Annotated in this window: 22 protein-coding genes and 1 pseudogene; 18 read left to right on the forward strand and 5 right to left on the reverse strand. The window is 69.1% G+C overall.

The genetic code is table 11. The features are described from left to right. The first annotated feature begins 29 nt into the window (after positions 1-29). From ACYVJJ_RS05590 to ACYVJJ_RS05605, 4 genes and pseudogenes are all read left to right on the forward strand, one after another. Positions 30-950, forward strand: coding sequence for a heme o synthase (locus ACYVJJ_RS05590; RefSeq protein WP_460831821.1), 921 nt, complete (start codon positions 30-32; stop codon positions 948-950). 62 nt (positions 951-1,012) lie between these two features. Beyond that, on the forward strand, positions 1,013-2,293 hold the full coding sequence (locus tag ACYVJJ_RS05595; RefSeq protein ID WP_460831823.1) for a Xaa-Pro dipeptidase: 1,281 nt from the start codon (positions 1,013-1,015) through the stop codon (positions 2,291-2,293). Between the two features lie 150 nt (positions 2,294-2,443). After that, positions 2,444-3,097, forward strand: a pseudogene (locus ACYVJJ_RS05600) (DODA-type extradiol aromatic ring-opening family dioxygenase); the annotation flags it as partial. 172 nt (positions 3,098-3,269) lie between these two features. Beyond that, the gene (locus tag ACYVJJ_RS05605; RefSeq protein WP_460831825.1) at positions 3,270-4,406 is read left to right on the forward strand and encodes a GGDEF domain-containing protein; all 1,137 of its coding nucleotides are present in this window, start codon (positions 3,270-3,272) and stop codon (positions 4,404-4,406) included. 8 nt (positions 4,407-4,414) lie between these two features. On the opposite strand, the gene dnaG is transcribed toward ACYVJJ_RS05605, so the two are convergent. The 5 genes from dnaG to ACYVJJ_RS05630 all read right to left on the reverse strand — a co-directional run bounded on the left by dnaG (position 4,415) and on the right by ACYVJJ_RS05630 (position 10,698). Beyond that, the gene (gene dnaG / locus ACYVJJ_RS05610; RefSeq protein ID WP_460831827.1) at positions 4,415-6,151 is read right to left on the reverse strand and encodes a DNA primase; all 1,737 of its coding nucleotides are present in this window, start codon (positions 6,149-6,151) and stop codon (positions 4,415-4,417) included. 201 nt (positions 6,152-6,352) lie between these two features. Then, positions 6,353-7,345, reverse strand: coding sequence for a YihY/virulence factor BrkB family protein (locus ACYVJJ_RS05615; RefSeq protein WP_460831943.1), 993 nt, complete (start codon positions 7,343-7,345; stop codon positions 6,353-6,355). A 175-nt stretch (positions 7,346-7,520) separates the two neighbouring features. Further along, positions 7,521-8,060 (reverse strand): hypothetical protein, encoded by a 540-nt coding sequence (locus ACYVJJ_RS05620; protein ID WP_460831829.1) that lies wholly within the window; start codon positions 8,058-8,060, stop codon positions 7,521-7,523. Between the two features lie 4 nt (positions 8,061-8,064). Then, the gene (locus tag ACYVJJ_RS05625; RefSeq protein WP_460831831.1) at positions 8,065-8,511 is read right to left on the reverse strand and encodes a GatB/YqeY domain-containing protein; all 447 of its coding nucleotides are present in this window, start codon (positions 8,509-8,511) and stop codon (positions 8,065-8,067) included. A gap of 48 nt (positions 8,512-8,559) precedes the next feature. Further along, positions 8,560-10,698 (reverse strand): ATP-binding protein, encoded by a 2,139-nt coding sequence (locus ACYVJJ_RS05630; RefSeq protein WP_460831833.1) that lies wholly within the window; start codon positions 10,696-10,698, stop codon positions 8,560-8,562. Between the two features lie 140 nt (positions 10,699-10,838). Between ACYVJJ_RS05630 and ACYVJJ_RS05635 the strand changes: the two genes are divergently transcribed. From ACYVJJ_RS05635 to ACYVJJ_RS05700, 14 genes are all read left to right on the forward strand, one after another. Further along, positions 10,839-11,063, forward strand: coding sequence for a hypothetical protein (locus ACYVJJ_RS05635; RefSeq protein WP_460831835.1), 225 nt, complete (start codon positions 10,839-10,841; stop codon positions 11,061-11,063). A gap of 9 nt (positions 11,064-11,072) precedes the next feature. After that, entirely contained in the window at positions 11,073-12,743 is a 1,671-nt protein-coding gene (locus tag ACYVJJ_RS05640; protein WP_460831837.1) for a type IV secretory system conjugative DNA transfer family protein, read from the forward strand. Between the two features lie 302 nt (positions 12,744-13,045). Beyond that, a complete protein-coding gene (locus ACYVJJ_RS05645) occupies positions 13,046-13,465 on the forward strand; it encodes a TcpQ domain-containing protein (protein ID WP_460831839.1) in 420 nt (139 codons plus the stop codon). Between the two features lie 13 nt (positions 13,466-13,478). Continuing rightward, a complete protein-coding gene (locus tag ACYVJJ_RS05650; RefSeq protein ID WP_460831841.1) occupies positions 13,479-14,429 on the forward strand; it encodes a VirB8 family type IV secretion system protein in 951 nt (316 codons plus the stop codon). A 50-nt stretch (positions 14,430-14,479) separates the two neighbouring features. After that, positions 14,480-15,178: a TrbG/VirB9 family P-type conjugative transfer protein gene (locus tag ACYVJJ_RS05655; protein WP_460831945.1), complete on the forward strand. Its 699-nt coding sequence runs from the start codon at positions 14,480-14,482 to the stop codon at positions 15,176-15,178. Continuing rightward, positions 15,175-16,413 (forward strand): TrbI/VirB10 family protein, encoded by a 1,239-nt coding sequence (locus tag ACYVJJ_RS05660; RefSeq protein ID WP_460831843.1) that lies wholly within the window; start codon positions 15,175-15,177, stop codon positions 16,411-16,413. The genes ACYVJJ_RS05655 and ACYVJJ_RS05660 overlap by 4 nt, the downstream gene beginning before the upstream one ends. Before the next feature lie 11 nt (positions 16,414-16,424). After that, on the forward strand, positions 16,425-17,468 hold the full coding sequence (virB11, locus tag ACYVJJ_RS05665; protein ID WP_460831845.1) for a P-type DNA transfer ATPase VirB11: 1,044 nt from the start codon (positions 16,425-16,427) through the stop codon (positions 17,466-17,468). Between the two features lie 175 nt (positions 17,469-17,643). Next, positions 17,644-18,435 carry a lytic transglycosylase domain-containing protein gene (locus ACYVJJ_RS05670; protein ID WP_460831947.1) on the forward strand — a complete coding sequence of 264 codons (792 nt, stop codon included), beginning with the start codon at positions 17,644-17,646 and terminating at the stop codon, positions 18,433-18,435. 45 nt (positions 18,436-18,480) lie between these two features. Next, entirely contained in the window at positions 18,481-18,879 is a 399-nt protein-coding gene (locus tag ACYVJJ_RS05675; RefSeq protein ID WP_460831847.1) for a TrbC/VirB2 family protein, read from the forward strand. Next, positions 18,872-19,183, forward strand: a complete 312-nt coding sequence (locus ACYVJJ_RS05680) for a VirB3 family type IV secretion system protein (protein ID WP_460831849.1) — start codon at positions 18,872-18,874, stop codon at positions 19,181-19,183. The genes ACYVJJ_RS05675 and ACYVJJ_RS05680 overlap by 8 nt, the downstream gene beginning before the upstream one ends. A gap of 67 nt (positions 19,184-19,250) precedes the next feature. After that, positions 19,251-21,719 carry a VirB4 family type IV secretion/conjugal transfer ATPase gene (locus ACYVJJ_RS05685; protein WP_460831850.1) on the forward strand — a complete coding sequence of 823 codons (2,469 nt, stop codon included), beginning with the start codon at positions 19,251-19,253 and terminating at the stop codon, positions 21,717-21,719. 35 nt (positions 21,720-21,754) lie between these two features. Then, positions 21,755-22,519 carry a hypothetical protein gene (locus ACYVJJ_RS05690; protein ID WP_460831852.1) on the forward strand — a complete coding sequence of 255 codons (765 nt, stop codon included), beginning with the start codon at positions 21,755-21,757 and terminating at the stop codon, positions 22,517-22,519. Between the two features lie 48 nt (positions 22,520-22,567). Beyond that, positions 22,568-23,719, forward strand: coding sequence for a TrbL/VirB6 family protein (locus ACYVJJ_RS05695; protein WP_460831853.1), 1,152 nt, complete (start codon positions 22,568-22,570; stop codon positions 23,717-23,719). Beyond that, positions 23,719-24,198 (forward strand): DUF4189 domain-containing protein, encoded by a 480-nt coding sequence (locus ACYVJJ_RS05700; RefSeq protein ID WP_460831854.1) that lies wholly within the window; start codon positions 23,719-23,721, stop codon positions 24,196-24,198. Before ACYVJJ_RS05695 ends, ACYVJJ_RS05700 begins: the two co-directional genes overlap by 1 nt. Positions 24,199-24,274: the final 76 nt, after the last annotated feature.

Genomic DNA, 24,274 nt, shown 5'->3' on the forward strand with positions numbered 1-24,274 from the left:
GTGGCGCACCACCACGGGGCCGGGCACCGATGATCGCGACCTTCCGCCAGTACTGGGCCCTCACCAAGCCGCGCGTGGTCGCGCTGATCGTGTTCACCGCGCTGGTGGGCATGTTCCTCGCGGTGCCCGGGCTGCCGCCGCTGAAGGAATCCGTGCTCGGCTTCCTCGGCATCTGGCTTGCGGCCTCGTCCGCGGCGGCGATCAACCAGCTGCTCGACTCGCGCATCGACGCGAAGATGGCGCGCACCTCGTGGCGGCCGATCGTGGTGGGGCAGATCAGCCCGGCGTGCGCGCTCGCCTTCGCGCTCGTGCTCGGCGCGCTGTCGATGCTGCTGCTCGTGGTGTTCGTCAACGCGATGACGGCGATGCTCACGTTCGCGTCGCTGATCGGCTACGCGGTGGTCTACACGGCTTTCCTCAAGCGCGCGACACCGCAGAACATCGTGATCGGCGGCATCGCGGGCGCGACGCCGCCGCTGCTGGGCTGGTCCGCGGTGACCGGCATGCAGGGCGAGTGGGACTGGGCACATGCGCTGCTGCTCGTGCTGATCATCTTCGTCTGGACGCCCCCGCACTTCTGGGCGCTCGCGATCTTCCGCCGCGAGGACTACGCGCGCGCGCTGGTGCCGATGCTGCCGGTGACGCACGGCGTGGTGTACACGCGCTGGCAGATCCTGATCTACACCGTGTTGCTCGTAGCCGTGACGGTGCTGCCGTGGGCCGCCGGCATGAGCGGGCTGTTCTACCTCGGCGGCGCGCTCGTGCTCGGCCTGGTCTTCTTGGTCCATGCCTGGAAGCTGATGGATCCGCCGGACGAGCTCTACGCGATGAAGGTCTTCAACTACTCCATCGTGTATCTCATGGCGCTGTTCGCCTTCCTGCTCGTCGACCACTGGCTGCAGCCCCTGATGGGTGCGCAGCCGGTGATGGAGCTGCAGCGCGTCGACTGAGCGCACGGATCGTGTGCGGGCGCGCTGCCTATACTCGGCCACCGCCTTTCGCAGGATCGTCCGTGAAGCCCCTTCCCACGCTCGCGAGCCTCGCGCTCGGCCTCGCCGCCGCCACCTCCGCCGCCGCGCAGTCGGCGGCCACCGTCGTCACCGCCGAGCGCCTGCTCGACGTGCGCACGGGCCGCTACGTCGAACGCCCGCAGGTGCTCGTCGAAGGCGGGCACATCACGCGCGTCGGTCGCGCCGGCGACACCGCGCCCGCCGATGCGCGACGCATCGACCTGCCGGGCATGACGCTGCTGCCGGGCCTGATCGACATGCACGTGCACCTCGACAGCGACCCCAGCTACGGCGGCTACACCGGCCTGCAGTTCTCCGACCGCTTCTGGTCGGTGCTCACCGTGCCCAATGCGCAGAAGACGCTGATGGCCGGCTTCACCACGGTGCGCAACGTCGGCGCCGAGGCCTGGAACGACGTCGGCCTGCGCCAGGCGATCGACGAGGGCAAGATCGTCGGCCCGCGCGTGGTCACCGCCGGCATGTCGTTCGGTGCGACCGGAGGGCACTGCGACTCGACGTATTTCCCGCCGTCGATGGAGCAGAAGAGCCCGTTCAACGCCGACAGCCCTGACGAAGCACGCCGCGCGGTGCGCACGCTGCGCAAGTACGGCGCGCAGGTGATCAAGATCTGCGCGACCGGCGGCGTGTTCTCACGCAATACCGAGCCGGGCCAGCAGCAGCTCAGCTATACCGAGATGAAGTCGATCGCCGAGGACGCGCACATGATGGGCCTGAAGGTGGCCGCGCATGCGCACGGCGCGGCAGGCATCCGGGACGCGATCCGCGCCGGCATCGACACCATCGAGCATGCCTCGCTGATCGACGACGAGGGCATCCGCCTCGCCAAGCAGCACGGCACGTGGCTGTCGATGGACATCTACAACACCGAGTACACGCAGTCCGAGGGCGCGAAGAACGGCGTGCTCGAGGACAACCTGCGCAAGGACCGCGAGATCGCCGAGGTGCAGCGGCAGGGCTTCAAGCGCGCGCATGCGGCCGGTGCGCGGATGGTCTACGGCACCGATGCGGGCGTATACCCGCACGGCCAGAACGGCCGGCAGTTCGCGGTGATGGTGCGCTACGGCATGACGCCCGCGCAGGCGATCCAGAGCGCCACGCTCAACGCCGCGCAGGCGCTCGGGCGTGAGGACGTCGGCATCGTCGAGGCCGGGCGCTTCGCCGACCTCGTCGCGGTCCCGGGCGATCCGCTGCAGGACGTCCGCCTGCTCGAGGACATCCCGTTCGTGATGAAGGGCGGCGAGGTGGTGAAGGGCGCGCGCTGAGGCGGAACGCGGCGCCCGCGCGACGCTCGATTCCATCCGTCGCGATGGTCGCCGGCATTCGCGGCGCCAGATCGGGAACCCATGATCCCGATCATCGTTGGACCCACCATGCCGACCGCACCCGTCCTGTTCGTTTCCCACGGCTCGCCGATGTTCGCGATCGAGCCGGGCCGCCTCGGGCCCCGGCTCGAAACGATCGGCCGCGACCTCGACGACGTTCGCGCCCTGCTCGTCGTCTCGCCGCACTGGACCACGCCCGGCCTGCGCGTGATGGCAGGGGCCGCGCCTGCGACGCTGCACGATTTCGGCGGCTTTCCCGAGGCCCTGTACCGCCTGCGCTATCCCGCCCCCGGCGCGCCCGAGGTCGCCGCAGCGGTCGTCGAGGTGCTCGCGGCGGCGGGCCTCGCGGCCAAGTCCGATCCGTCGCGCGGCCGCGACCATGGTGCATGGGTGCCGGCGCTGCACCTGCGGCCGCAGGCCGACCGGCCGCTGCTGCAGGTCTCGATGCCGGCCGACCTCGACGCATCCGGCGCACTGCGGCTCGGACGCGCGCTCGCGCCCCTGCGCGAGCAGGGCATCGCGCTGATTGGTTCAGGCAGCCTCACCCACAACCTGTACGAATTACGGCGCGACGTGCGCGATCCCGAGTACGCGCAGGCGTTCGCCGACTGGGTACGTTCGGCCGTGCTGCGGGGCGACGTCGAAGCGCTGGTCGACTATCGCGCGCGGGCGCCGCAGGCGGCGCGGGCGCATCCCACCGAGGAGCATTTCCTGCCCCTGCTGGTCGCGCTCGGTGCCGCCCAGGGTGCAGCGGCGACGTGGATCGACGGCGGCCTCACCGACGGCATCCTCTCGATGGACTCGTTCGCCTGGGGCTTGCCGCGACCGGCGTCGGGCCGAACCCGCGCCCGCGGCCGGCATCGCCCGCGCATGCGTCATCGACGGCGCGTGGATCGCCGCCCGGTAAGGTGCGCTGATGGCCCTCGAGCGACTGCTGTCCACCGATCGCGTGACCCGGATGCGGCTGACGCGCCAGCTGATGGGGCTCGGCAGCTACCTGATGTTCCTCGCGCCGGGGATCCTCGCCGTCGACTCGGGTTGGGCCACGTTCGGCTACCAAGGGCTGTTCGCGATCTGCGCGGTGTCCGTGGTCGTGAACGCCGCCTTCTTCATCGCGATCCGCGCGGGGCTGACGCGGCGCTTCGCCGACCCGTCGCTGCTGGTGCCGCAGATGCTGGTCGCGATCGGGCTGGCCATCGTGCTCATCCACTACATGGCCAGCGAGGCGCGCAGCATCATGCTGATGCTGTTCGTCGCGCTGTTCTTCTTCGGGATGTTCAGCCTCACTACGCGGCAGTTCCTGGGGCTGGCGGCCCTCGCGATCGCCGCCTACGCCGGGCTGATGGCCTGGGAGTTCCGCGGGCGCCCGCTGGATTCGCCGGACTTCCGCATGGAGCTGCTGCGGCTGGTGGCACTGGTGATGATGACGGTGTGGATGTCGTTCCTCGGTGGCTACTTCGCGAGCCTGCGCACCAAGCTCTCGGAGCGGAAGGCTGCGCTGCAGGAGGCGCTCGCGCGGGTGCAGGACCTCTCCGAGCGCGACGAGCTCACCGGCGCACGCAACCGTCGCTACCTCATGCATGCGCTGGAGCTCGAGCGCGCGCGCGGCGAGCGCTTCGGCCCGCCGTTCTCGATCGCGATCATCGACATCGACCATTTCAAGCGCTTCAACGACGCGCACGGCCACCACGTGGGCGACGAGATCCTGCGCGGCTTCTGCGACCGCATCCGCACGCAGGCGCGCGACCTCGACCTGCTCGCACGGCAGGACCTCGACCTCGCCTTCGGGCGGTACGGTGGCGAGGAATTCCTCCTGCTCCTGCCGCACACGCCGCTCGACGGCGCGGCGCGCGCGCTCGAGCGCATTCGCGCCTTCGTCGAGGCCGAGCCGTTCGCGACGAGCGCGGGGCCGTTGCCCGCGACGTTCTCCGCGGGCGTCGCGCAGTACCGCCCGGGCGAGCCGGTGGCCGAGGTGCTCGCGCGGGCCGATGGCGCGCTCTACGCGGCCAAGAGCGCGGGACGCAACCGCGTGCACGCCGCGGAGGACCGCTGAGGGAATCCTCAGACGCGCGTCAGCAGCGCCTTGAGCTCGTCCTTCTCCGCGGCGCTCATGCCGCCGTAGCCGAGCTCGGCGAGCTTGCCCTTGAGCTCGTCGCGGCGCTGCTCGAGCGCGGCGCGTTCCAGCAGCTGCACCGTGTCGACGAATTCCTCCCGCCACTTCCTGTCGATGCCGGGCAGCGTCTGCACCATCAGCTTCTGCAGCGGCTCGTGCTCCTCGCGCCCCGCGAAGAGCTCGACGAGCGCCGCGGCGCCGATGTCCGGCCGCGCGTGCACGAGCCCGATCAGCTCCACCAGCAGCGGCACGCCCGGCTGCTGCAGGCCGGCGAACGCCGGTGGCGAGGCCACGTCGAGCGCGACCGACGGCAGGTGCAGCAGGCGCAGGATCGCGCTGCGCACCAGGCTCTGCTTCGGCGGCGGAGCGCCGCGCCCGGCCGCGTTGCGCGCACGCTGCACGGGGACATGCGTTTCCGGCCCCGCAGCGCGCGCGCCGACGCCGGTGAGCTCGGTGAGACGCTGCCGCATGAGGTCGGCGAAGGCACCGTCCGGGATCTGCGCGAGCAACGGCTTCGCGCGCTCGGCGAGCCGCCCCTTGCCCTCGAGCGTGCCAAGGTTGACGTCCGCGGCGAGCGAGTCGAACAGGAACTGCGAGAGTGGCGTGGCACCGGCGAGCCGCGCGTCGAAACCTTCGCGGCCCTCGCTGCGCACGATCGTGTCGGGATCCTCGCCCTCGGGCAGGAACAGGAAGAAGGCCTGGCGCCCGTCCTTCATGCGCGGCAGCACCGACTCCACCGCCTTCCAGGCCGCGCCGCGCCCGGCGCGGTCGCCGTCGAAGCAGAAGTAGACGTCCGGCGCGTTGCGGAACAGCAGCTCGGCATGGTCGGGCGTGGTCGCCGTGCCGAGCGTGGCCACCGCCTGCGGCACGCCGTGCTGGAACAGCGCGATCACGTCCATGTAGCCCTCGACCACGATCAGCCGCTCGATCTTCTGGTTCGCGCCGCGCACCTGCCACAGCCCGTAGAGCTCGCGGCCCTTCGAGAACAGGCGCGTCTCGGGCGAGTTGAGGTACTTCGGGCTCGCGTCCTTCTCGATCACGCGGCCGCCGAAGGCGATCGGCCGGCCGCGTCGGTCGTGGATGGGAAACATCACGCGGTCGCGGAACTTGTCGTAGACGCGGCCGGAATCGTTCTTCGAGAACAGGCCCGCGCGCTCGAGCAGCGCCAGGCGTTGCGGGCTGGTGCCGAGCGCGTTCTTGAGCGCCTCGAAACCGTCCGGCGCATAGCCGAGCTGGAACTTCGCGCGGATCGATTCGTCCACGCCGCGGCGGTCGAAATAGTCGCGCGCCTTGTCCGTGGCCCTGAGCTGCTCGCGGTAGAACGTGGTCGCCGAATCGAGCACCGCGTACAGCTCGACGAGCTGCGGATCGGCGGCGCGCTGCTGCGTCTCGCGCGGCACCTCCATGCCGACGCGCTTGGCGAGCTCCTCCACCGCGTCGAGGAACTCGAGGCGGTCGAAGTTCATCAGGAACGAGATCGCGGTGCCGTGCGCGCCGCAGCCGAAGCAGTGGTAGAACTGCTTGACCGGCGAGACGGTGAAGCTCGGCGAGCGCTCGTCGTGGAACGGGCAGCGTGCGGAGAACTCCTTGCCCTGGCGCTTGAGCGGCACGCGCGAGCCGACCACCTCGACGATGTCGGTGCGGGCCAGCAGGTCATCGATGAAGGCGTCGGGAATGCGGGCCATTTCAACGTTCATGAGGCGCGGTGCGAGCCGCTCGGCGCGGGACGGAGGGGCCGGATGCATCCTGCGCGGATGCAGGCCCGATGCGGCGTGCATCCTCCGGCGACGGCTGCACGCGTCCATCGCCGCTGCAGTGTAGTCGACCGGGCCGCCGACCCCGGGCGCGCCAGCCTGCCTCGCCCCAGCATCACCCGCTGCGACCGGTCAGACGGCCTTCAAGGGTTTGCCGAGCCGCTCGTCGAGGGTGGCGGTGACCACCGCGCCGCCGAACAGGATCATCGCCGCGTAGTAGACCCAGAGCATGGTGAGCACCAGCGTGCCCATCGCGCCGTAGGCCGAGGCGGTGCCCTGGTGCGCGAGGTACCAGGCGATCGCGGCGCGGCCGGCGAGGAACAGCACCGAGGTGAGCGCGCCGCCGGCGACCGCGAGCTGCCAGCGCACGCGGCGGTCGGGCAGGTAGTGGTACATCAGCGCGAAGGTGACGGTGTAGACGATCAGCGCCGCGAGCGTCGCCACGGCCGTCTCGCCCTGCGCGAATCGGCCGACGGTGAGGTCGAGCAGCGTGGTCACCGTCATGGAGATCACCAGCAGGAACACCACCGCGAGCACCAGCCCGAACGAGAGCAGCCGCTTCTTCATCCAGTTGAGCGGGCCGGGCAGGGCGGTGGCGTCGGTGCGGAAGATGCGGTTGAGCGCGTCCTGCAACTGCGCGAACACCGCACTGGCACCGACGAACAGCAGCAGCACGCTCCACCAGCCGGCGATCGAGCCGGTGTCGGGCGTGGATGCGGCCTGCGCGAGGATCGTGCGCGCGACGGCCTGCGCCTCGGGGCCGACCAGCATCCCGACCTGTGCGATCACCGCCGCCTGCGCGGCTTCGCTCGACGCCGTGATCCACAGCATCAACAGCACGAGGGGACCGATCGACAGCGCGGCGTAGAAGGCCAGTGCCGCGGCACGGGTGATCACCTCGGAATCCAGGAACCGCCGCAACAGCGCCATCGGCAGCGTGCCGATGTTCGCCCTGCGCACGAGCTTGCGCACGTCGGGCGGCGGCGGCGCGCCGTCGGCCTGCGTGATGGAGGCCTTCTCGGTCGGATCGAGCTGGGCGATGACGGGCGGGGCGGCCGGCGCGGGCGCGTCGCTGCGCGGCGCCTCGCTCGTGGCGGCGGGGGGGGGCGCGTCGCGCGCGGGCATGGGTGCGTCGGTGTCGGGTGCTTGCGCCGCAGGCTGCACCGGGGCGTCGGACGGGTCGGGTGCGGGCGCGGGCGTGCGATCGATCGGTCGGGCCATGCGCGCAGGGTGCCGGCGGCGACGTCATGGCGCCGCGAGGTCCCCGAGTGTCGCCGCGGACCCCGCGACGGCGCGTGCCTCAGCCGGCGCGCCGCTGCGCGCGCTCGATCGCGCGATCCACCAGCGGGCTCTCGATCGGCACATCGCGCGCCACGCCGAGACGGTCGACCAGCGCGCCGATCTGCGGCGCGATCCGGGCGAGCAATGCATCGTCCAGGGCCGCGTGGACGACCACCGGCCCGTCGTGCCAGGCGAGCGCCTCCATCAGCCGCGCATCCTCCGCCACGCCCGTGCCGACGCCAACGACATGCACCTGCGGCCCGGCGTCGCCCTTCGTCGGTGCGCGCCGGAGCAGCCCGTCGACCCGGGTAACGTACGGGCCGCCGTCGCGGCGATCGAGCGCATCGGCGAGCGCGTAGCCGTCGTCGACGATCGCCGCAGCCGGCAGGCGCAGGGCCTGCGCGACCCCGTCGAGTGCGGCTGCATCGCGCACCGCGATCAGCATCGGCCGATCGGCGCGACCGGCCTCGGCGGCAAGGCCGGCCAGGCGCGCCTCCGCGTCGCGCCAGACTCGCGTGATCCGCGCGGCGCGCGGGCTGCGACGGAACAGGCCGAACACGGGCTCAGCCCGCCAGGCGCGCCTTCACCAGCTTGGAGACCAGGCCCATGTCGGCCTGGCCGGCGAGTCGCGGCTTGAGCACGGCCATCAGCTTGCCCATGTCGGCGGCGCCCTGCGCGCCGGACTCGACGACGGCGGCATCGATCGCGGCGGTGATCTCCGCCTCGCCCATCTTCTGCGGAAGGTAGCGCTCGATCACGACGATCTCGTCGCGCTCGGCCTGTGCGAGGTCCTCGCGCGCCGCGGCGGCGTACTGCGTCACCGAGTCGCGGCGTTGCTTGACCATCTTGTCGAGCACGGCGACCACGGCGGTGTCGTCGAGCTCGATGCGCTCGTCGACCTCCTTCTGCTTGATCGCGGCGTTGATCAGGCGGATCACGGCGAGCGACGCCTTGTCGCCGCCCTTCATCGCGGCCTTCATGTCGTCGGTGAGGCGCTGCTTGAGGCTCATGGGAGGCTCCGGATTGCGTGGGGCGCATAGGGTAGCGCCCCGCTGCGGTCAGCGACCGCCGGCGAGCCCTCGCCAGCCGCACAGCGAATGCACGATCGCGACGAGCTCCGACGGCTGCACGGGCTTGGCGACGTGCATCTGGAAGCCGCTCGCGAGCGCACGGGTGCGGTCCTCGGCGCGCGCATAGGCGGTGAGCGCGACCGCCGGCAGGCCGTCGCGGCCCGTCGACTGCTCCCAGCTGCGCATTGCGCGGATGAAGTCGTAGCCGTCCATGCCCGGCATGCCGATGTCGCTCACGATCAGCGTCGGCTGGAACACGGGCACGCGCTCGAGTGCATCGGACGCCGACGCGCACGCGTCGACCTCCGCGCCGTGGCCCTCCAGCAGCGAGACGAGCATCGCACGCGTGTCGGTATCGTCCTCGAGCACCAGCACGCGGCAGCCGCGCAGCGCATCGTGCGCGAGCGTGGGGTCCGGCGCGGCGCTGTCGGACTCGACGCCCGGGCGGCCGATCGGGCGCGGCGCCTGTGGCGCGGCCGCGAGCGGCAGGCGCACGGTGAATTCGGCGCCGCGCCCGGTGCCTTCGCTCGCCACGCGCACGGTGCCGCCGTGCATCTCCACCAGGTGCCGCACGATCGACAGGCCGAGCCCGAGCCCGCCGTGCTCGCGCGTGGAGGACGAGTCGACCTGGCTGAATCGCTCGAACACGCGCGGCAGGAACGCGGCATCGATGCCGCGGCCGGTGTCGCGCACGCGGATCTCGAGGGCTTCGGCGTCGCGCGCGAGCAGGACGTCGACGCGACCGCCGCGGTCGGTGAACTTCACCGCATTGGTCGCGAGGTTCCAGACCACCTGCTGCAGGCGGTCGGGGTCGGCGCGGACGATGCCGAGGCCTTCGGCCGGTGCCACATGCAGTTCGACGCCACGCGCGAGCGCCGCCGGGCGCACGGACTCCACTGCGGCGTCCACCGCCAGCCGCGGGTCGACGTCGCGGACATCGAGGTTGAGCTTGCCGCTGACGATGCGCGAGATGTCGAGCAGGTCCTCGATGATCTGCGCCTGCGCGCGTGCATTGCGGTCGATCGTCGCCACCGCCTTGTCGCGCATCTCCGGCGCGAGGCGCCCCGAGGCGAGCATTTCGCTCCAGCCGAGGATCGACGTCAGCGGCGTACGCAGCTCGTGCGAGATCGTGGCGAGGAACTGGTCCTTCATCTGGCTCGCGCGCGCGGCCTCCTGGTAGAGGCGCTCCTTCTCGCGCACTTCGGCCTCGAGCGCGCGGAACAGGCGCAGCCGGCTCATGCCGACCGCCGCCTGCGCCGCCAGCGATTCCACGAGCCGCTCGTGGTGCTCGTCGAAGACGCCGCAGTCGCCGTGCCCGAAGAACAGACCGCCGAGCACCTCGCCGGTATCGGACATCACCGGAACCGCGAGATAGCTGCACACGGGCAGGTGCCCCGGCGGCATGCCGCCGTGTGGCGCCCATCGGCCGTAGCGCGCGTCCTGCCGCACGTCGGCGATGCGGATGGTGCCCTCGCCGCGGAACGTCGGGCCGAACAGGGGCGTCGCGCGCGGATGGGGGAACTTCGAGAAGTGCTCCGCCGGCACGCCCGACAGCGCGTAGAGCATCAGCACGCCGCCCTGCTCGTCGAACGTGTTGTAGAAGAACGCGCCGAACTGCGCCCCGGTCAGGCGCGTCGCGGTATCGGTCACGGCCTGCACCATGCGCGGGAGGTCGAGCTCGTTGAGCATGACCTCGGCGAGCTCGCGCATCGCATCGTTCTCGGCCTCGCGCTGGCGCTCGACGCTCAGCTCGCGGACCTCGATCACCGTGCCGACGACGGCGCCGTCGCGCCGGATCGGGCTGGCGGTGAAGGCCACCGGGTAGAAATGCCCGTCCTTGTGGACGAAGACCTCCTCGCCCTGCTCCTGCATGTTCTGCGGCGCGGCGCGGTCGATGGGGCACTCGGCCAGCGGGTAGGGGCGGCCGTCGGGGCGCGTGTGGTGGACGAAGTCGTGCAGGGGCCGGCCGCGCACCTCGTCGAGCGTGAAGCCCGTCAGCGCCTGCGCCGAGGCGTTCATGTAGATGCAGTGCTGGTGCTCGTCCATGACGAACAGCGCGACCGTCGCGTTCTCGCAGACGGCCTCGAGCTGTCCCAGCGGGGAAATCAGGTCGGAGGCGGGGCTCATCGCCGCATGATCGCCGATCGCGCATGTGCGGTGCGCATGCGGTGCTTGCCGGACCGCCATCCACTTGCGCTAGGCTACGCGGGCCGCCGTCGCGGCACCGGCGCCCGGGACGGGCGCGTGAGCGGATAGGGAGGTCCGCCATGGACACCACAACCCCCCTCTATGCCCGCGGCCCCTACCGCGTCCTCGCCGCCGCGGCGCTCGACCCGGCCGGCGACGACGTTCCCGCCCGGGCCTATGTCGTCACCGACACCGCCGGCGCCCGCCTGCGCGAGGAGCCGAGCTTCGACGCGGCCCGTGCGTGGGTCGACGGCCGTCTCGAACCCGCGTTCGTGTCCACCGCGCCGCGCGCGCGGCGTCGCTGAGGCCTGCCGATGGCGCGCTACAAGCTCCTGTTCGCGTTCGTCCTGCTGGCCTTGGCCGCAGTCGCGGGTCTCTACCTTTCCGGGCGCCTCGCCATCGCCTTCCTCGGCATCGAGGGGCACGGCGCGGACTGGTCCGTCTACCTGCAGTACCTGAAGACGCTCGACCTGCCGCAGGTGCGTCCGCACGCGGCGAAGATCCGCGCGGCCGGCTACGTCGGCTTCGGCGTGCCGTCGCTCGCCTACGTCGCGTTCGTGGTCCTCGCGCTGCGCGGGCCGTCGAAGGCGCTGCACGGCGACGCGCGCTTTGCCCGCGGCAGCGACCTCGCGCGCCACGGCCTGTTCGACGACGGCCCGACCAGCCTCGTCGTCGGCAAGCACGGCGGCAAGCTCGTGCGCCTGCCCGGCCAGCAGTTCGCGATCCTCGCCGCGCCCACCCGCTCGGGCAAGGGCGTGGGCATCGTGATCCCGAACCTGCTCGAGTACCTCGACTCGGTCGTGGTGCTCGACATCAAGCAGGAGAACTTCGACCTCACCAGCGGCTGGCGCGCCGAGCAGGGCCATGACGTCTACCTGTTCAATCCCTTCGCCGAGGACCGCCGCACGCATCGCTGGAACCCGCTGACCTACGTCTCGAAAGACCCGGCCTTCCGCGTCTCCGACGTGCAGGCGATCGGCGCGATGCTCTATCCCGACGGCGCCGACGACCAGAAATTCTGGGTGAGCCAGGGCCGCAATGCCTTCCTGGCCTTCACGCTCTACCTGTTCGACAAGCACGACTACGAGACGCGCTGCGGCTTTCCCGGCGCACGCGCGCCTACGCTGGGGGCGGTGTACCGCCTCTCCTCCGGGACCGGCACCGACCTGCGGGCCTACCTGCGCACGCTCTCGGAGCAGGCCTTCCTCGGCGAGGCGGCGAAGCTCGCCTTCGCCACGCTGCTCTCGCAGGCCGACGAGACCTTCGCCTCGATCATCGGTACCTTCAAGGAGCCGCTCAATCCGTGGGTGAACCCGGTGCTCGACGCCGCCACCAGCGGCGACGACTTCCTTCTCACCGACGTGCGCCGCAAGCGCATGACGATCTACGTCGGGATCCAGCCGAACAAGCTCGCCGAGAGCCGGCTCATCGTGAACCTGTTCTTCAGCCAGCTGATCAACCTCAACACGCGCGAACTGCCGCAGAACAATCCCGCGCTGAAGCATCAGTGCCTGCTGCTGATGGACGAGTTCACCTCGATCGGCCGCGTCGAGATCATCGCCTCCGCCGTCGCCTACATGGCCGGCTACAACCTGCGCCTGCTGCCGATCATCCAGTCGATGGCGCAGCTCGACGCGACCTACGGCCGCGAGCTCGCGCGCACGCTGATCACCAACCACGCGCTGCAGATCCTCTACGCCCCGCGCGAGCAGCAGGACGCGAACGACTATTCCGAGATGCTCGGCTACACCACGGTGCGCCGCCACAACGTCACCCGCGGCCGCGAGTTCTCGCGCAGCGAATCCGAGGAGCGTCGTGCGCTGATGCTGCCGCAGGAGCTCAAGGCGATGGGCCCCGACAAGGAAGTCGTGCTCTACGAGGGCGTCGCCCATCCGGTGATGTGCGAGAAGATCCGCTACTACAAGGATCCGCGCTACACCGCGCGCCTGCGCCCGAAGGTCGCCGTTCCGCATCTTCAGGTTTGAAACATTCCGACCATTGACGCTGGCCTGAACGTTTCGATAACGTAACCTCCATCACGGCGCCGGGCCTTGCATGCCGGCGTGTGCTGATGCATCGCCAGGGAGGGCGGTCCGTATCGCGGACCGTCGAGTGACCGTCGGACAGGGAAGGGGTCGTCAGGGGGAACGAAAAGGGACTCGAATTCCGTCGGCAGGATGCCGCGTCAGTACGTGCGCACCTGCTCTCATCCATCGACCGGGACGTCGAACGGCGCCGCGCATTCGCGCGCGCTTCGCGGCGGCCGGCACGTCGCATCCAGAGCACCGTGAACCGCATTCCATCCGCCCGCGCCTCCGTCCGCCTCGGCCTCATGCCGGCGGGCCTCGCCCTCGTCCTCGCCGCCTGCGGCACCACGCCCACCTCGGAAATCCGCGGGCGCTGGGTGCCGGTGAACCGCTTCAGCCCGACGACGCAGGAGATTCCGCTGCAGGCGCCCTACGTCTACCAGGCCACGCCGATGGACCGCACGCTCAAAGCGATGCTCGAGCGCTGGGCGCGCGACAAGCGCATGACGCTCGCCTGGCAGCACGGCTCGGACTTCACCCTGCACGCGCCCATGGCCGACCTGCGCACCGGCGACCTCGGCAGCGCGGTGGCGCGGATCAACGAGGTCTATGCGCCGCAGCAGGTACAGGTCGCCGTGGAAGGCGACCGGATCGTCGTACGCCGCACCGGCACGCCCTGAGGCGGAGACGACCATGGGCACGAAGAAGATCAAGGATTCCGCGCAGGTCGAGCATGCCGTCGGCCGCGCGGTGAACTACGAGGTGACGGTCGCCGACATGGCGCGCCGCAGCGAGCGCCGCGCCTGGCGCGTGGCGGGTGCATCGACGGTGATGTCGCTGATCCTCGCCGGCGGCTACTTCTACATGCTGCCGCTCAAGCAGAAGGTGCCCTACCTCGTGATGGCGGACGCCTCGTCCGGCACCGCGACCGTCGCGCGGCTGACGGGCGACCTGGGCAAGACGAGCATCGCGCGCAGCGAGGCGATCCACCGCAGCAACGTCGCGCACTACATCCAGGCCCGCGAGGCCTACGACCTCGCGCTGCTGAAGCTGCGCGACTGGACGGTGGTCTACACGATGTCCGCGCCGGAAGTGGCGCGCTCGTACACGGCGGCCAATTCCTCGCAGAACCCCGAAAGCCCGTTCAACCTCTACCGCAACGACAAGGCCATCCGGGTGCAGATCAACAGCATCCAGATGATCGGTGGCGAGGACGGCGCGATGCCCAAGGGCGCCACGGTGCGCTTCCAGCGCACGCGGTACGACAAGACCAACGGCTGGACCGACTTCCTCGACAACCGCATCGCCACGCTCACGTTCACCTACAAGGACCTGGCGTTGGACGAGAAGCAGCGCATCGAGAATCCGCTCGGATTCCAGGTGACCTCCTACCGCGTCGACCGCGACTACTCGAGCACGCCGCCGCCGGCGACGCCGCGCCCCACGACCGCCGCGGTTGCGATGCCGGGCCAGCCTGCCGGCGCCGACATGCTGCCCGCCGCCATGCAGGCACCGCCGGTGCAGCCGGGCATGCCCGCGCAACCCGGCGCCGCGCCGGTCGCGGCACCCGGTACCGCGGCCGCGCCGGCCACTGTCCCACCCGCCACTCTTCCGTCCACCGCGCAGGGAGCCGCGCCGCGATGATCCGACTCGCCACGCCCCTGCTGGCCCTCGCGCTGCTGCTCGGATCGGGCATGCACGACGCTTCGGCGCAGCAGGCGATCCAGGAATACGAATACGCCCCCAACCGCATCTATCCGGTGCGCACGGGCCTGGGCATCACCACGCAGATCGAGCTGAGCCCCGACGAGGTCGTCGTCGACTACAGCACGGGCTTCTCGAGCGGCTGGGAGCTCACGCGCCGCGAGAACGTCTTCTACCTCAAGCCGAAGAACGTCGACGTCGACACCAATCTCGTCGTCCGCACCGAGACGCACTCCTACATCTTCGAGCTGCGCGTGGTCGCCACCGACTGGAAGGCGCTCGACCAGGCCAAGCAGGCGGGCGTGCAGTACAAGATCAGCTTCCGCTATCCGAACGACACCAAGTTCAAGGCGAAGGCCGACGAGGCGCCCAAGCTCAGCACCACGCTCGAGCCGGGCCGCCCGTACCACTTCGCCTACGACTACGCCACGCGCACGAAGAACCGCTGGCTGGTGCCGGTGAGCGTGCACGACGACGGGCAGTTCACCTACATCCGCCTCAACGACATGACCGCGTTCCCGAGCGGCAACTTCCCCGCGGTGTTCGGGCGCGACCGCCTGCGCGGCGAGGACTTCGTGCTCAACACCACGGTCGAGAACGACACGCTCATCGTCCACGGCACCTATCCCTACCTGGTGATCCGCCACGGCAAGGAGATCGTCGGCCTGCGCAGGAAGCCCGCCCAGTGAATCCCCAGACGCCCAATCCCTACGGCACGCCCGACGCGGGCGCCGACACCGTCGCCGCGCCGCCGCCGCACGAGCCGGTCAACCCGTACCTGCAGCAGGCGCAGGCCGCGCCGACGCCGGACCTCGACGCGCAGGCGCCGCTGCTGCGCGCGAGCGACGTGCAGCGCCTCAACCGCAAGGCGCTCGGTTTCCTCGCCGGCATCGTCCTGCTGCTCGTTCTGATGGCGACGTGGGTCTTCGCCGGCGGCCGCGACGACGAAAAGAAGGTCGCGAAGCCGAGTGCTGAAGCGGTGAGCATCCCCGAGCTGCCGCAGGCCGCGGCCGGCCCGGTCGCACCGGCGGAGCCGATCGCGGTGGAAGGCTATGGCGCAGGCTCGGCGGGCGTCGACGGCGGCCTCCCGCCACTGCCGCCGGCCGATCCCGACATGGGCGGCTCGCAGAGCTACGGCGCGAGTGCCGCAGCGGTGCCGCCGCCCGCGCCGCGTCCGCCGTCGCTGATGGAGCGCCGCATGGGCGTCGCCGCCGGCGACCCGGCGAACGTCGACGGCGCCGCGGAGGCCTACGGCCCGCAGGGCGTGCCCGGCATGCCGGGTGCGCCGGTCGCGGCCGCCCCGGCGCGCGCCGCGGGCAGTGCGCGCGTGCTGCAGAACCCGGACGGGCTGCTGGTGCGTGGCACGTACATCCGTTGCGTGCTCGAGACGCACATCGTCACGGACATCCCCGGCTTCACATCCTGCGTCGTGACCGAGCCGGTGTACTCGATCAACGGTCGTCGCCTGCTGCTGCCGAAGGGCTCGAAGGTCTCCGGGCGGTACCAGGACACGCCGAACGGCCCGCGCGTCTCGGTGGTCTGGGACCGCATCACCACGCCGAACGGCATCGACGTGAACATGGCCAGCCCGGGCGTCGACGGCCTCGGCGGCGCCGGCCATCCCGGCGACTACGACGCGCACTGGGGCTCGCGCATTGCCTCTGCGCTCATGATTTCGCTCGTCAGCGATGCATTCAAGTACGCCGCCGCGAAGAATGGCCCGCCGACGGTGGTGTCGTACGGCACCAACGTCGTCGAGATGCCGTTCGAGAGCAACACCGCACGCACGATGGAGCGGCTCGCGCAGCAGGCGCTCGAGGCCGGCGCCGCGCGTCGCCCGACGGTGACGATCCACCAGGGCACGGTGGTGAACGTCTACGTGGCGCGAGACATCGATTTCACCGGCGTGCTGGCGAGCCGCTGAGCACGATCGCCATGGACGACACCTCGCCCGTCGCGCGCATCGCCTCGGAGTTCCTCGACTATCAGTACGAGGTGCTCGGCATCGCCGAGTTCCTCAAGTCGCCGGACGTCACCGAGATCTGCGTGAACCGGCCGGGCGAGGTCTACCTGGAGCGCCGCGACGGTTGGCGGCGCGTCGAGGTGCCCGGCCTGACGTTCGAGCGCGCGCGGCAGTTCTGCACCGCGGTCGTCAACGAGAGCAACACCGGCCAGCGCATCACCGATGCCGACCCGGTGGTCTCGCTGACCTTCCCGACCGGCCAGCGCGCGCAGTTCGTCATTCCGCCGGCCTGCGACGCGGGCAAGGTCTCGATCACCATCCGCCTGCCCTCGCGGCAGACGCGCACGCTGCAGCAGTACGAGGAGGACGGCTTCTTCCGCCAGATCCTCGAGGATGCGCCCGAGATCTCCGAGCACGATCGCGAGCTGCTCGAGTTGCGTCGCGCACGCGACTACTCGGGCTTCTTCCGCAAGGCGGTCGCCTACCGCAAGAACATCGTGGTCGCCGGCGCGACCGGCAGCGGCAAGACCACCTTCATGAAGTCGCTGGTCGACCACATCCCGCCCGACGAGCGCCTGGTCACCATCGAGGACGCGCGCGAGCTCTTCCTCAACCAGCCCAACGTCGTCCACCTGCTGTATTCCAAGGGCGGGCAGAGCACGAGCAACGTCACGGCGAAGAGCTGCATGGAAGCCTGCCTGCGCATGAAGCCCGACCGCATCATCCTGGCCGAGCTGCGCGGCGACGAGTCGTTCTACTTCATCCGCAACTGCGCCTCCGGCCATCCGGGCTCGATCACCAGTTGCCATGCGGGCAGCACGTCGCAGACCTGGGACCAGCTCGCGCTGATGGTGAAGGCGTCCAACGAGGGCTCCGGTCTCGAGTTCGAGGTCATCAAGCGCCTCCTCAAGCTCACGATCGACATCGTGGTGCATATCAAGGCGCATGCGGGCCGACGCTGCATCACCGGGATCGACTTCGACCCGGCACGCTCACTGCAGGCGCAAGCCGCATGACCCCCGATTTCAAGCCGTCCGTCGCCCCGAACGTGTGCGTTGACACCAATTTCGGGGCTGTGGGTAAATCGTCCGCGTGGATCGCTCGATTTCGGGCGGTCCGCGTGAAGGAAGGAATCCTCGAAGTCGCCCGTCCGGCGACGAGTCACTAGGGAGGGAACCCATGTTGCCCGGCATGGAAGTCATGGCCTGCCCCGCGATGGCGGTGCCACCCCACGTCATGCAGCACGTGGTGCGCGTGGAGTCCTCGTTCAACCCGTACGCGATCGGCGTGGTCGGCGGTCGCCTCGTGCGCCAGCCCAAGAACCTCGTCGAGGCCGTCGCGACCGCGCGGATGCTCGAGGCGCGCGGCTACAACTTCTCGCTCGGCCTGGCGCAGGTGAATCGCTACAACCTCGCCAAGTACGGCCTCGCGTCGTACGAGCAAGCGTTCGAGCGCTGCCCGAACCTGCAGGCCGGCTCGCGCATCCTCGCCGAATGCAAGTCGCGCTCCGGCGGCGACTGGGGCAAGGCGTTCAGTTGCTACTACTCCGGCAACTTCACGACCGGCTTCCGCCATGGCTACGTGCAGAAGGTCTTCGCCTCGATGCAGGCGGCCACGCCTTCCGCACCCTCCGCCGGATATCCGGGCGCGATCCCGCTGGCCGCCGGATCGGCACCGCGCGCGCCGAAGCCGCGCACGGCGGCCACGCCGCGACGCGCGTCCGCGCTGCCCGCGGCAGCGGCGACCTGGTCGCGGCGCATCGTCCCGGCCTCGGCGGCCCCGACGACCCCGATCGCATCCGCCCCTGCGCCCGCGATGGCAGGCCCCGCCGCGCCGACGCCCGCGACGGCCGCACCCGCCGCGGATGGCGTCGCGGTACTGAGCCCCTCCGGCCCACCGACCCTCGTTCCGGCGACGCCCGCACCGGCGTCCGCCGCCCCCCGCATCGAGGCTGCGCCGTCCGACGCCGCCTTCGTGTTCTGAACCACCCGCATGCCCGTCCGGGCGCTTTCGACAAGGAGATCCACCATGCAGTCCAAGAACACCTCGGCCGTTCGCGCGTCCCGTGGCGCCGCTTCGGCCTTCCTCAAGGCCGCCGCATTCGTCGCCGTGCTCGCGCTCCCGGAGATCGCCATGGCGACGAGTGGCGGCGCGTTCGAAGGCACCGACGGCACGGTCAAGTCGTTCTTCAAGAACATCAACGGCCTGCTGAACATCGCCTCGGTCGCCGTCGTGACCATCGCGGTGATCTTCGCCGGCTACCAGATCGCGTTCGCGCATAAGCGCATCTCCGACGTCGCACCGATCCTGATCGGCGGCTTCCTGATCGGCGCCGCAGCGCAGATCGCCAACATGCTCCTGGGCTCGGGCGACGACAGCACCGCGATCACCGCCGTGCTCAACGCCCTGCCGGCGACGCATGCGTAAGGACGTGCTCTTCCGCGGCTGCACGCGGCCGGCGATGTTCCTGGGCGTGCCCTACGTCCCGTTCTTCCTGGTCGCGGGCGGCCTGCTGCTGCTCACGTTCTACACCAACCTGTTCTGCCTGTTCCTGATCCCGCCGGCGATCTTCGTCATGCGCCAGATGGCGCGTCGCGACGAGATGATCTTCCGGATGCTCGGGCTGCGCTGGCAGGTGCGGACGCGGGTGCGCAACATCCCGCATCACCAGGGCATGTGGGTTTTCACCCCCAATGCCTATCGCGATCCGCGCGACAAGACACGCAAGTGACCCCTGCCGGGCCGCGAGGCCCGGCAGTCCGGCCGGGTGACCGGCCGACCCTCGAGAAACGCCGTCCATGTTCACGCCCGACACCCCGATCAGCGAATTCATCCCGCTGTCCACCCATGTCTCGCCGACGGTCATCAAGACGACCAGCGGCGACTTCCTCATGGTGTGGCGCCTCGGCGGGCTGCCGTTCGTGGGACGCGAGCAATGGGAGATCGAGCACCGCCACGCCACGTTCAACCGCATGCTGCAGACGCTGCGCGCGCCCGACTTCGTGAACGTCGCCTTCTGGGTGCACGACGTGCGCCGCCGCCGCCGCGTCGAGGAACGTCCCGCGTTCCGACAGGCCTTCAACCAGACCCTGTCCGACGGCTACTTCGAGTCGCTGTCGTCGCAGAAGATCATGCAGAACGAGCTGTACCTGACGATGATCTACCGGCCCGTGGTGGCCGGTAAGCGCTTCGTCGAGAAGTCGACCGACGTCGCGCGGCTGCAGGCGCAACAGGACGAGGCGATCGCCAAGATCCAGGAACTTGCCGGCAACCTCGAAGCCGTGCTCAAGGACTACGCGCCGTACCGGCTCGGCATGTACGAGGCCTCGAACGGCATCGTCTTCTCCGAAGCCCTCGAGTTCTTCGGCTACCTGATGAACCGGATCGACGAGCCGGTCCCCGTGCTCGACGCGCCGGTCCACAGCTACCTGCCGGTGAGTCGCCACCTGTTCTCCAGCCGCACCGGCGACTTCATCATCAATACGCCGCACGGCGTGAACCACTTCGGCGCGATCCTCAATATCAAGGAATACGCCGACGGCACCTATCCGGGCATCCTCAACCGCCTGAAGTACCTCGACGTCGAATACGTGATCACGCATTCCTTCAGCCCGATGGGCCGTCAGGATGCGCTCAAGGTGCTCGACCGCACCAAGGGCATGATGATCTCGTCGGGCGACAAGGCGGTCAGCCAGATCGTCGAGCTCGACCATGCGATGGACCAGCTCGCGTCCGGCAACTTCGTGCTCGGCGAGTACCACTTCACCCTCACGCTCTACGCCGATTCGCAGGAGCGCCTCTCGCAGGTGATCGCGACCGGCCGCGCGGAGCTGTCGAACGCCGGCTTCGTCTCCACCAAGGAAGACCTCGCCGTCGTGGCCTCGTTCTATTCGCAGCTGCCGGCCAACTGGAAGTACCGCACGCGCTTGGCCAACGTGAGCTCGCTGAACTTCCTCGGGCTCTCGCCGCTGCACAACTTCGCCTCGGGGAAGCGCGAGAACAATCCCTGGGGCGACTGCGTCACCACGCTGCAGACGACCAACGGGCAGCCCTACTTCTTCAACTTCCACGCGACGCATCCGGCCGAGAATTCCTTCGGCGAGAAGGCGATCGCGAACACGATGGTGATCGGCAAGTCCGGCACCGGCAAGACGGCCCTGATCAACTTCCTGCTGAGCCAGGCGCAGAAGTTCGATCCCGTGCCCACCATCTTCTTCTTCGACAAGGACCGCGGCGCGGAGATCTTCGTGCGCGCCTGCGGCGGCAATTACCTCGCACTCGAGAACGGCCAGCCCACCGGCTTCAATCCGTTCCAGTGCGAGGCGAACGAGGCGAACGTCCAGTTCCTCGCCGACCTCGTCAAGGTGCTGGCCGGCAAGGCGATCTACACCGCCCGCGAGGAGGAGGACATCTTCCGGGCCGTCGAGAACATGCTCGACACGCCGATCCACCTGCGCACGATGACGAACTTCCAGAAGAGCCTGCCCAACATGGGTGACGACGGCCTCTTCGCACGCATGCGCAAGTGGACCGCGGGTAACTCGCTCGGCTGGGTCTTCGACAATCCGCGCGACACCGTCGACCTCTCGCGCGCGTCGATCATCGGCTTCGACTACACCGACATCATCGACAACCCCGAAGTGCGCGTGCCGGTGATCAACTACCTGCTGCACCGTCTCGAAGCGCTGATCGACGGTCGTCCACTGATCTACGTCATGGACGAGTTCTGGAAGATCCTCGACGGCAAGGGCGGGCTCAAGGAGTTCGCCAAGAACAAGCAGAAGACGATCCGAAAGCAGAACGGCATGGGGATCTTCGCGACGCAGAGCCCGGAGGACGCACTCGCCAGCGACATCGCCGCCGCACTCATCGAGCAGACCGCGACGATGATCCTGCTCCCCAATCCCAATGCGAGTCGCGAGGACTACATCGACGGCCTCAAGCTGACCGAGGCCGAGTACGAAGTCGTCGTGAGCCTCGACGAGCGATCGCGCTGTTTCCTGGTCAAGCAAGGCCACGCCTCGAGCGTCTGCCAGCTCAACCTGCGCGGCATGGACGACGCTCTCGCGGTGATCTCCGCGTCCACCGACAACATCGAGATCATGCACCGCGTGCTCGACGAGCGCGCCGCGGCGCTGGGCGTCACGCCCGACGATCTCCGGCCGGCCGACTGGCTCGACGAGTTCTATGCGCAACGAAAGGGCTCGGGCAAGGCCGCGCCGACGTCGCCGTCGCGCAGCCGCCAGGCCTTCGCACAGGCTTCCTGAATCCGACTTCCGTCCACCGCCGACAGGGACGTGCCATGACCCATCGACCCAGCTTCACCCGTACCCGCCGCAGCCTCCGGCTCGCCGCCCTCGTGGCCTCGTGCGTCGCCATCGGCGGCGCGCAGGCGGCCTGGGAGGTGAACGACCGCAACTCGCAGCGGATCCTCGACCAGATCAACGACCGGATCGGCAACGGCAACGCCAACGAGAAGCTCGGGCAGATCTACGACTCGCACCAGATCGGCTCGTCGCAGACCGCGGGGAGCCTCGAGCCCGAGCCCACGGGCGACGAGCGCCTCAACCAGGCGGTGATCAGCCCGGTGACCATCAACGCCGACCAGCGTTGCCCGTCAATGAGCGCGAGTCCCATGGCCGTCAAGCAGCGCCTGATCTGCGAAGAGCTGATGAAGACGGAAAAAGCGAAGTACATGTACTCGCTGCGCATGTACAAGCTCACCGAGACGCGGAAGCGTCGCCTCGAGGATCTCGAGCGCGAGCGCAGCAATCTGCAAAGCCACGACTACGGCAAGCTCGAAAGCAACAGCAACCAGCTGCTTGCCCTGATGTCGCTGATGCAGCTCGACCGGCAGCAGCACGCCGCCTACATGGCCGCGTATGACGCGCGCATCCAGTACCTCACCGTCGCCCAGGACACCCTGAGCGAGGAAGCGCTGAACGGCAGCAAGCAGACCACCGGCGGAGGCGTGGCCGGAGCCATCACCGGCGGTGCGGTCCTCGCCGGCGCCCTCGAGGCGCTGAAGACGCAGCGGAACGGCAACTGGCGAACCGGCGAGCAGTAAGCGCGGCCCCGCCGCATACGCCCGCCCAGTCTCGGAGTATTTGCATCGATGGAAATGATTCTCGGCGGGCTCGGCTTTTCCCCGCTGGCCGCAGGCGGCGCCTTCCTCAATGGCGTCGCGCAATGGGCCTTCTTCAAGCTCATCTTCGAGTTTCTCGACGATGAGGTCGCGGTGTTCCGGGACAACATGCTCGGGGAGAGCCTGACCTGGGTATCCGGCGTTGCGCTCATCCTGCTGGCGATGTGGATCTTCTTCCAGGCGTTCCGGATCGTCACGGGCCAGTCCCGTGATTCGATGATGGTGCTGGTCACGAATTCACTGCGCTCGGTACTGGTGCTCACCATCGCCACGTCGATGGCAATGGGCGGCTCCGACCTGTACGAGATGTTCAGTGACAAGATGCCGAAGGAGATCAACCAGATCGTCACCGGCGACGACGAGAGCCCGGCGGACTCCATCGACGATGCGCTCCAGGTGATGCAGCTGGCGATGATCGGCATCGACTCGATCGCCGCCACGAACGAGAACAACAAGGGCGACAAGGACCGCGCGATCTGGCTGACGGGCATCGGCGTGGCCGGCCCAGCGATCGTCGGTGGCGCGATGCTGCTGCTCTACAAGATCGCACTGGCGCTCTTCATCGGTCTCGGACCGCTGTTCGTTCTGAGCCTGTTGTTCGAGCAGACCAAGCAGCTCTTCAGCCGATGGCTGTACTACGGTATCGGCACGATGTTCTCGCTCGCTGTCCTGAGTTTCATGGTCTCGGTCGCGATGAAGCTGATCGGCGCAGTCGCGGCGGCCTTCGTCGCCCAGTATCTCGTCGCGATGGCCGGCGGTGGCGGCGTGTCGGAAGGCATCAGCAGCATGGCAATGCAGCAGGGCGGACTCGGCTTGATCCTTACGGTGTTGCTGGTGACGACGCCGCCGATGGCGGCGCAGTTCTTCCAGGGCACGCTTGGTCAGTTCAGTGCGTACTCGATGTTTGGTGTGACCGGGCGGCAGATGTCGGATTACGCTCAGCAGGGGAGAACTGCCCACGGTGGTGCAGCGGTAGCTCGAACTGACAACCTTCCGGCAGGGACCAAAGCAATTGAGCCCAAGCCAATGCTCGGACAAGGTGTTTATCAACCTAGTACGCCTTCATTAACGCAGGATGCGGTAAAGACGCTTCCTAGATCGGGTGCACGGGGCGAGGTCTAATGAGAGAACTGTGGTTAGCTGTGGGGCTATTGGTTACCTGCGGCCAGGCTTTTGCGCAGCAATGTCCTACGGGTCTCGCAGGGCAGCCAAACTGCCTGCCCCCGGATCATCCTAGCTCTCCTTATCGGCGCTCGGTCCAGCCGCTTCGCCCGAGCGCTCAGTGGGAGAGCAGATACGCTGCAGTGGCAATGGGCAAGGCTGCCTCGGGGTTCACGGCCGTTGGACCTCTAGCTTCACAGCGGAAGGCTGAAAAGGATGCGGTGCGAGGCTGCCGAGCTCGAGGAGGAGACGACTGCAAGCTCGTTTTTTCCTTTGGAAATCAATGCGGCGTAATTGTGTGGGGCCGCACGGTTCGCACCCTAGCCACGGCAGCGACGGTCGCTGAAGCTGCCGAGAAGGCGCGCCGCGAGTGCAGTGCTGATACCCAAGATTGCGAAGTTTTCTTCGCAGATTGCGTGGAGCCAGTGCGCGTTCGTTAGTTGCCGGGATATGCGCGTGCATCGATGCCTATAGCTACCCGCGGGTATCATGTGAACCGCCAGCTGATGAAGTGAA

Source organism: Lysobacter humi (ex Lee et al. 2017) (genome assembly GCF_054781815.1).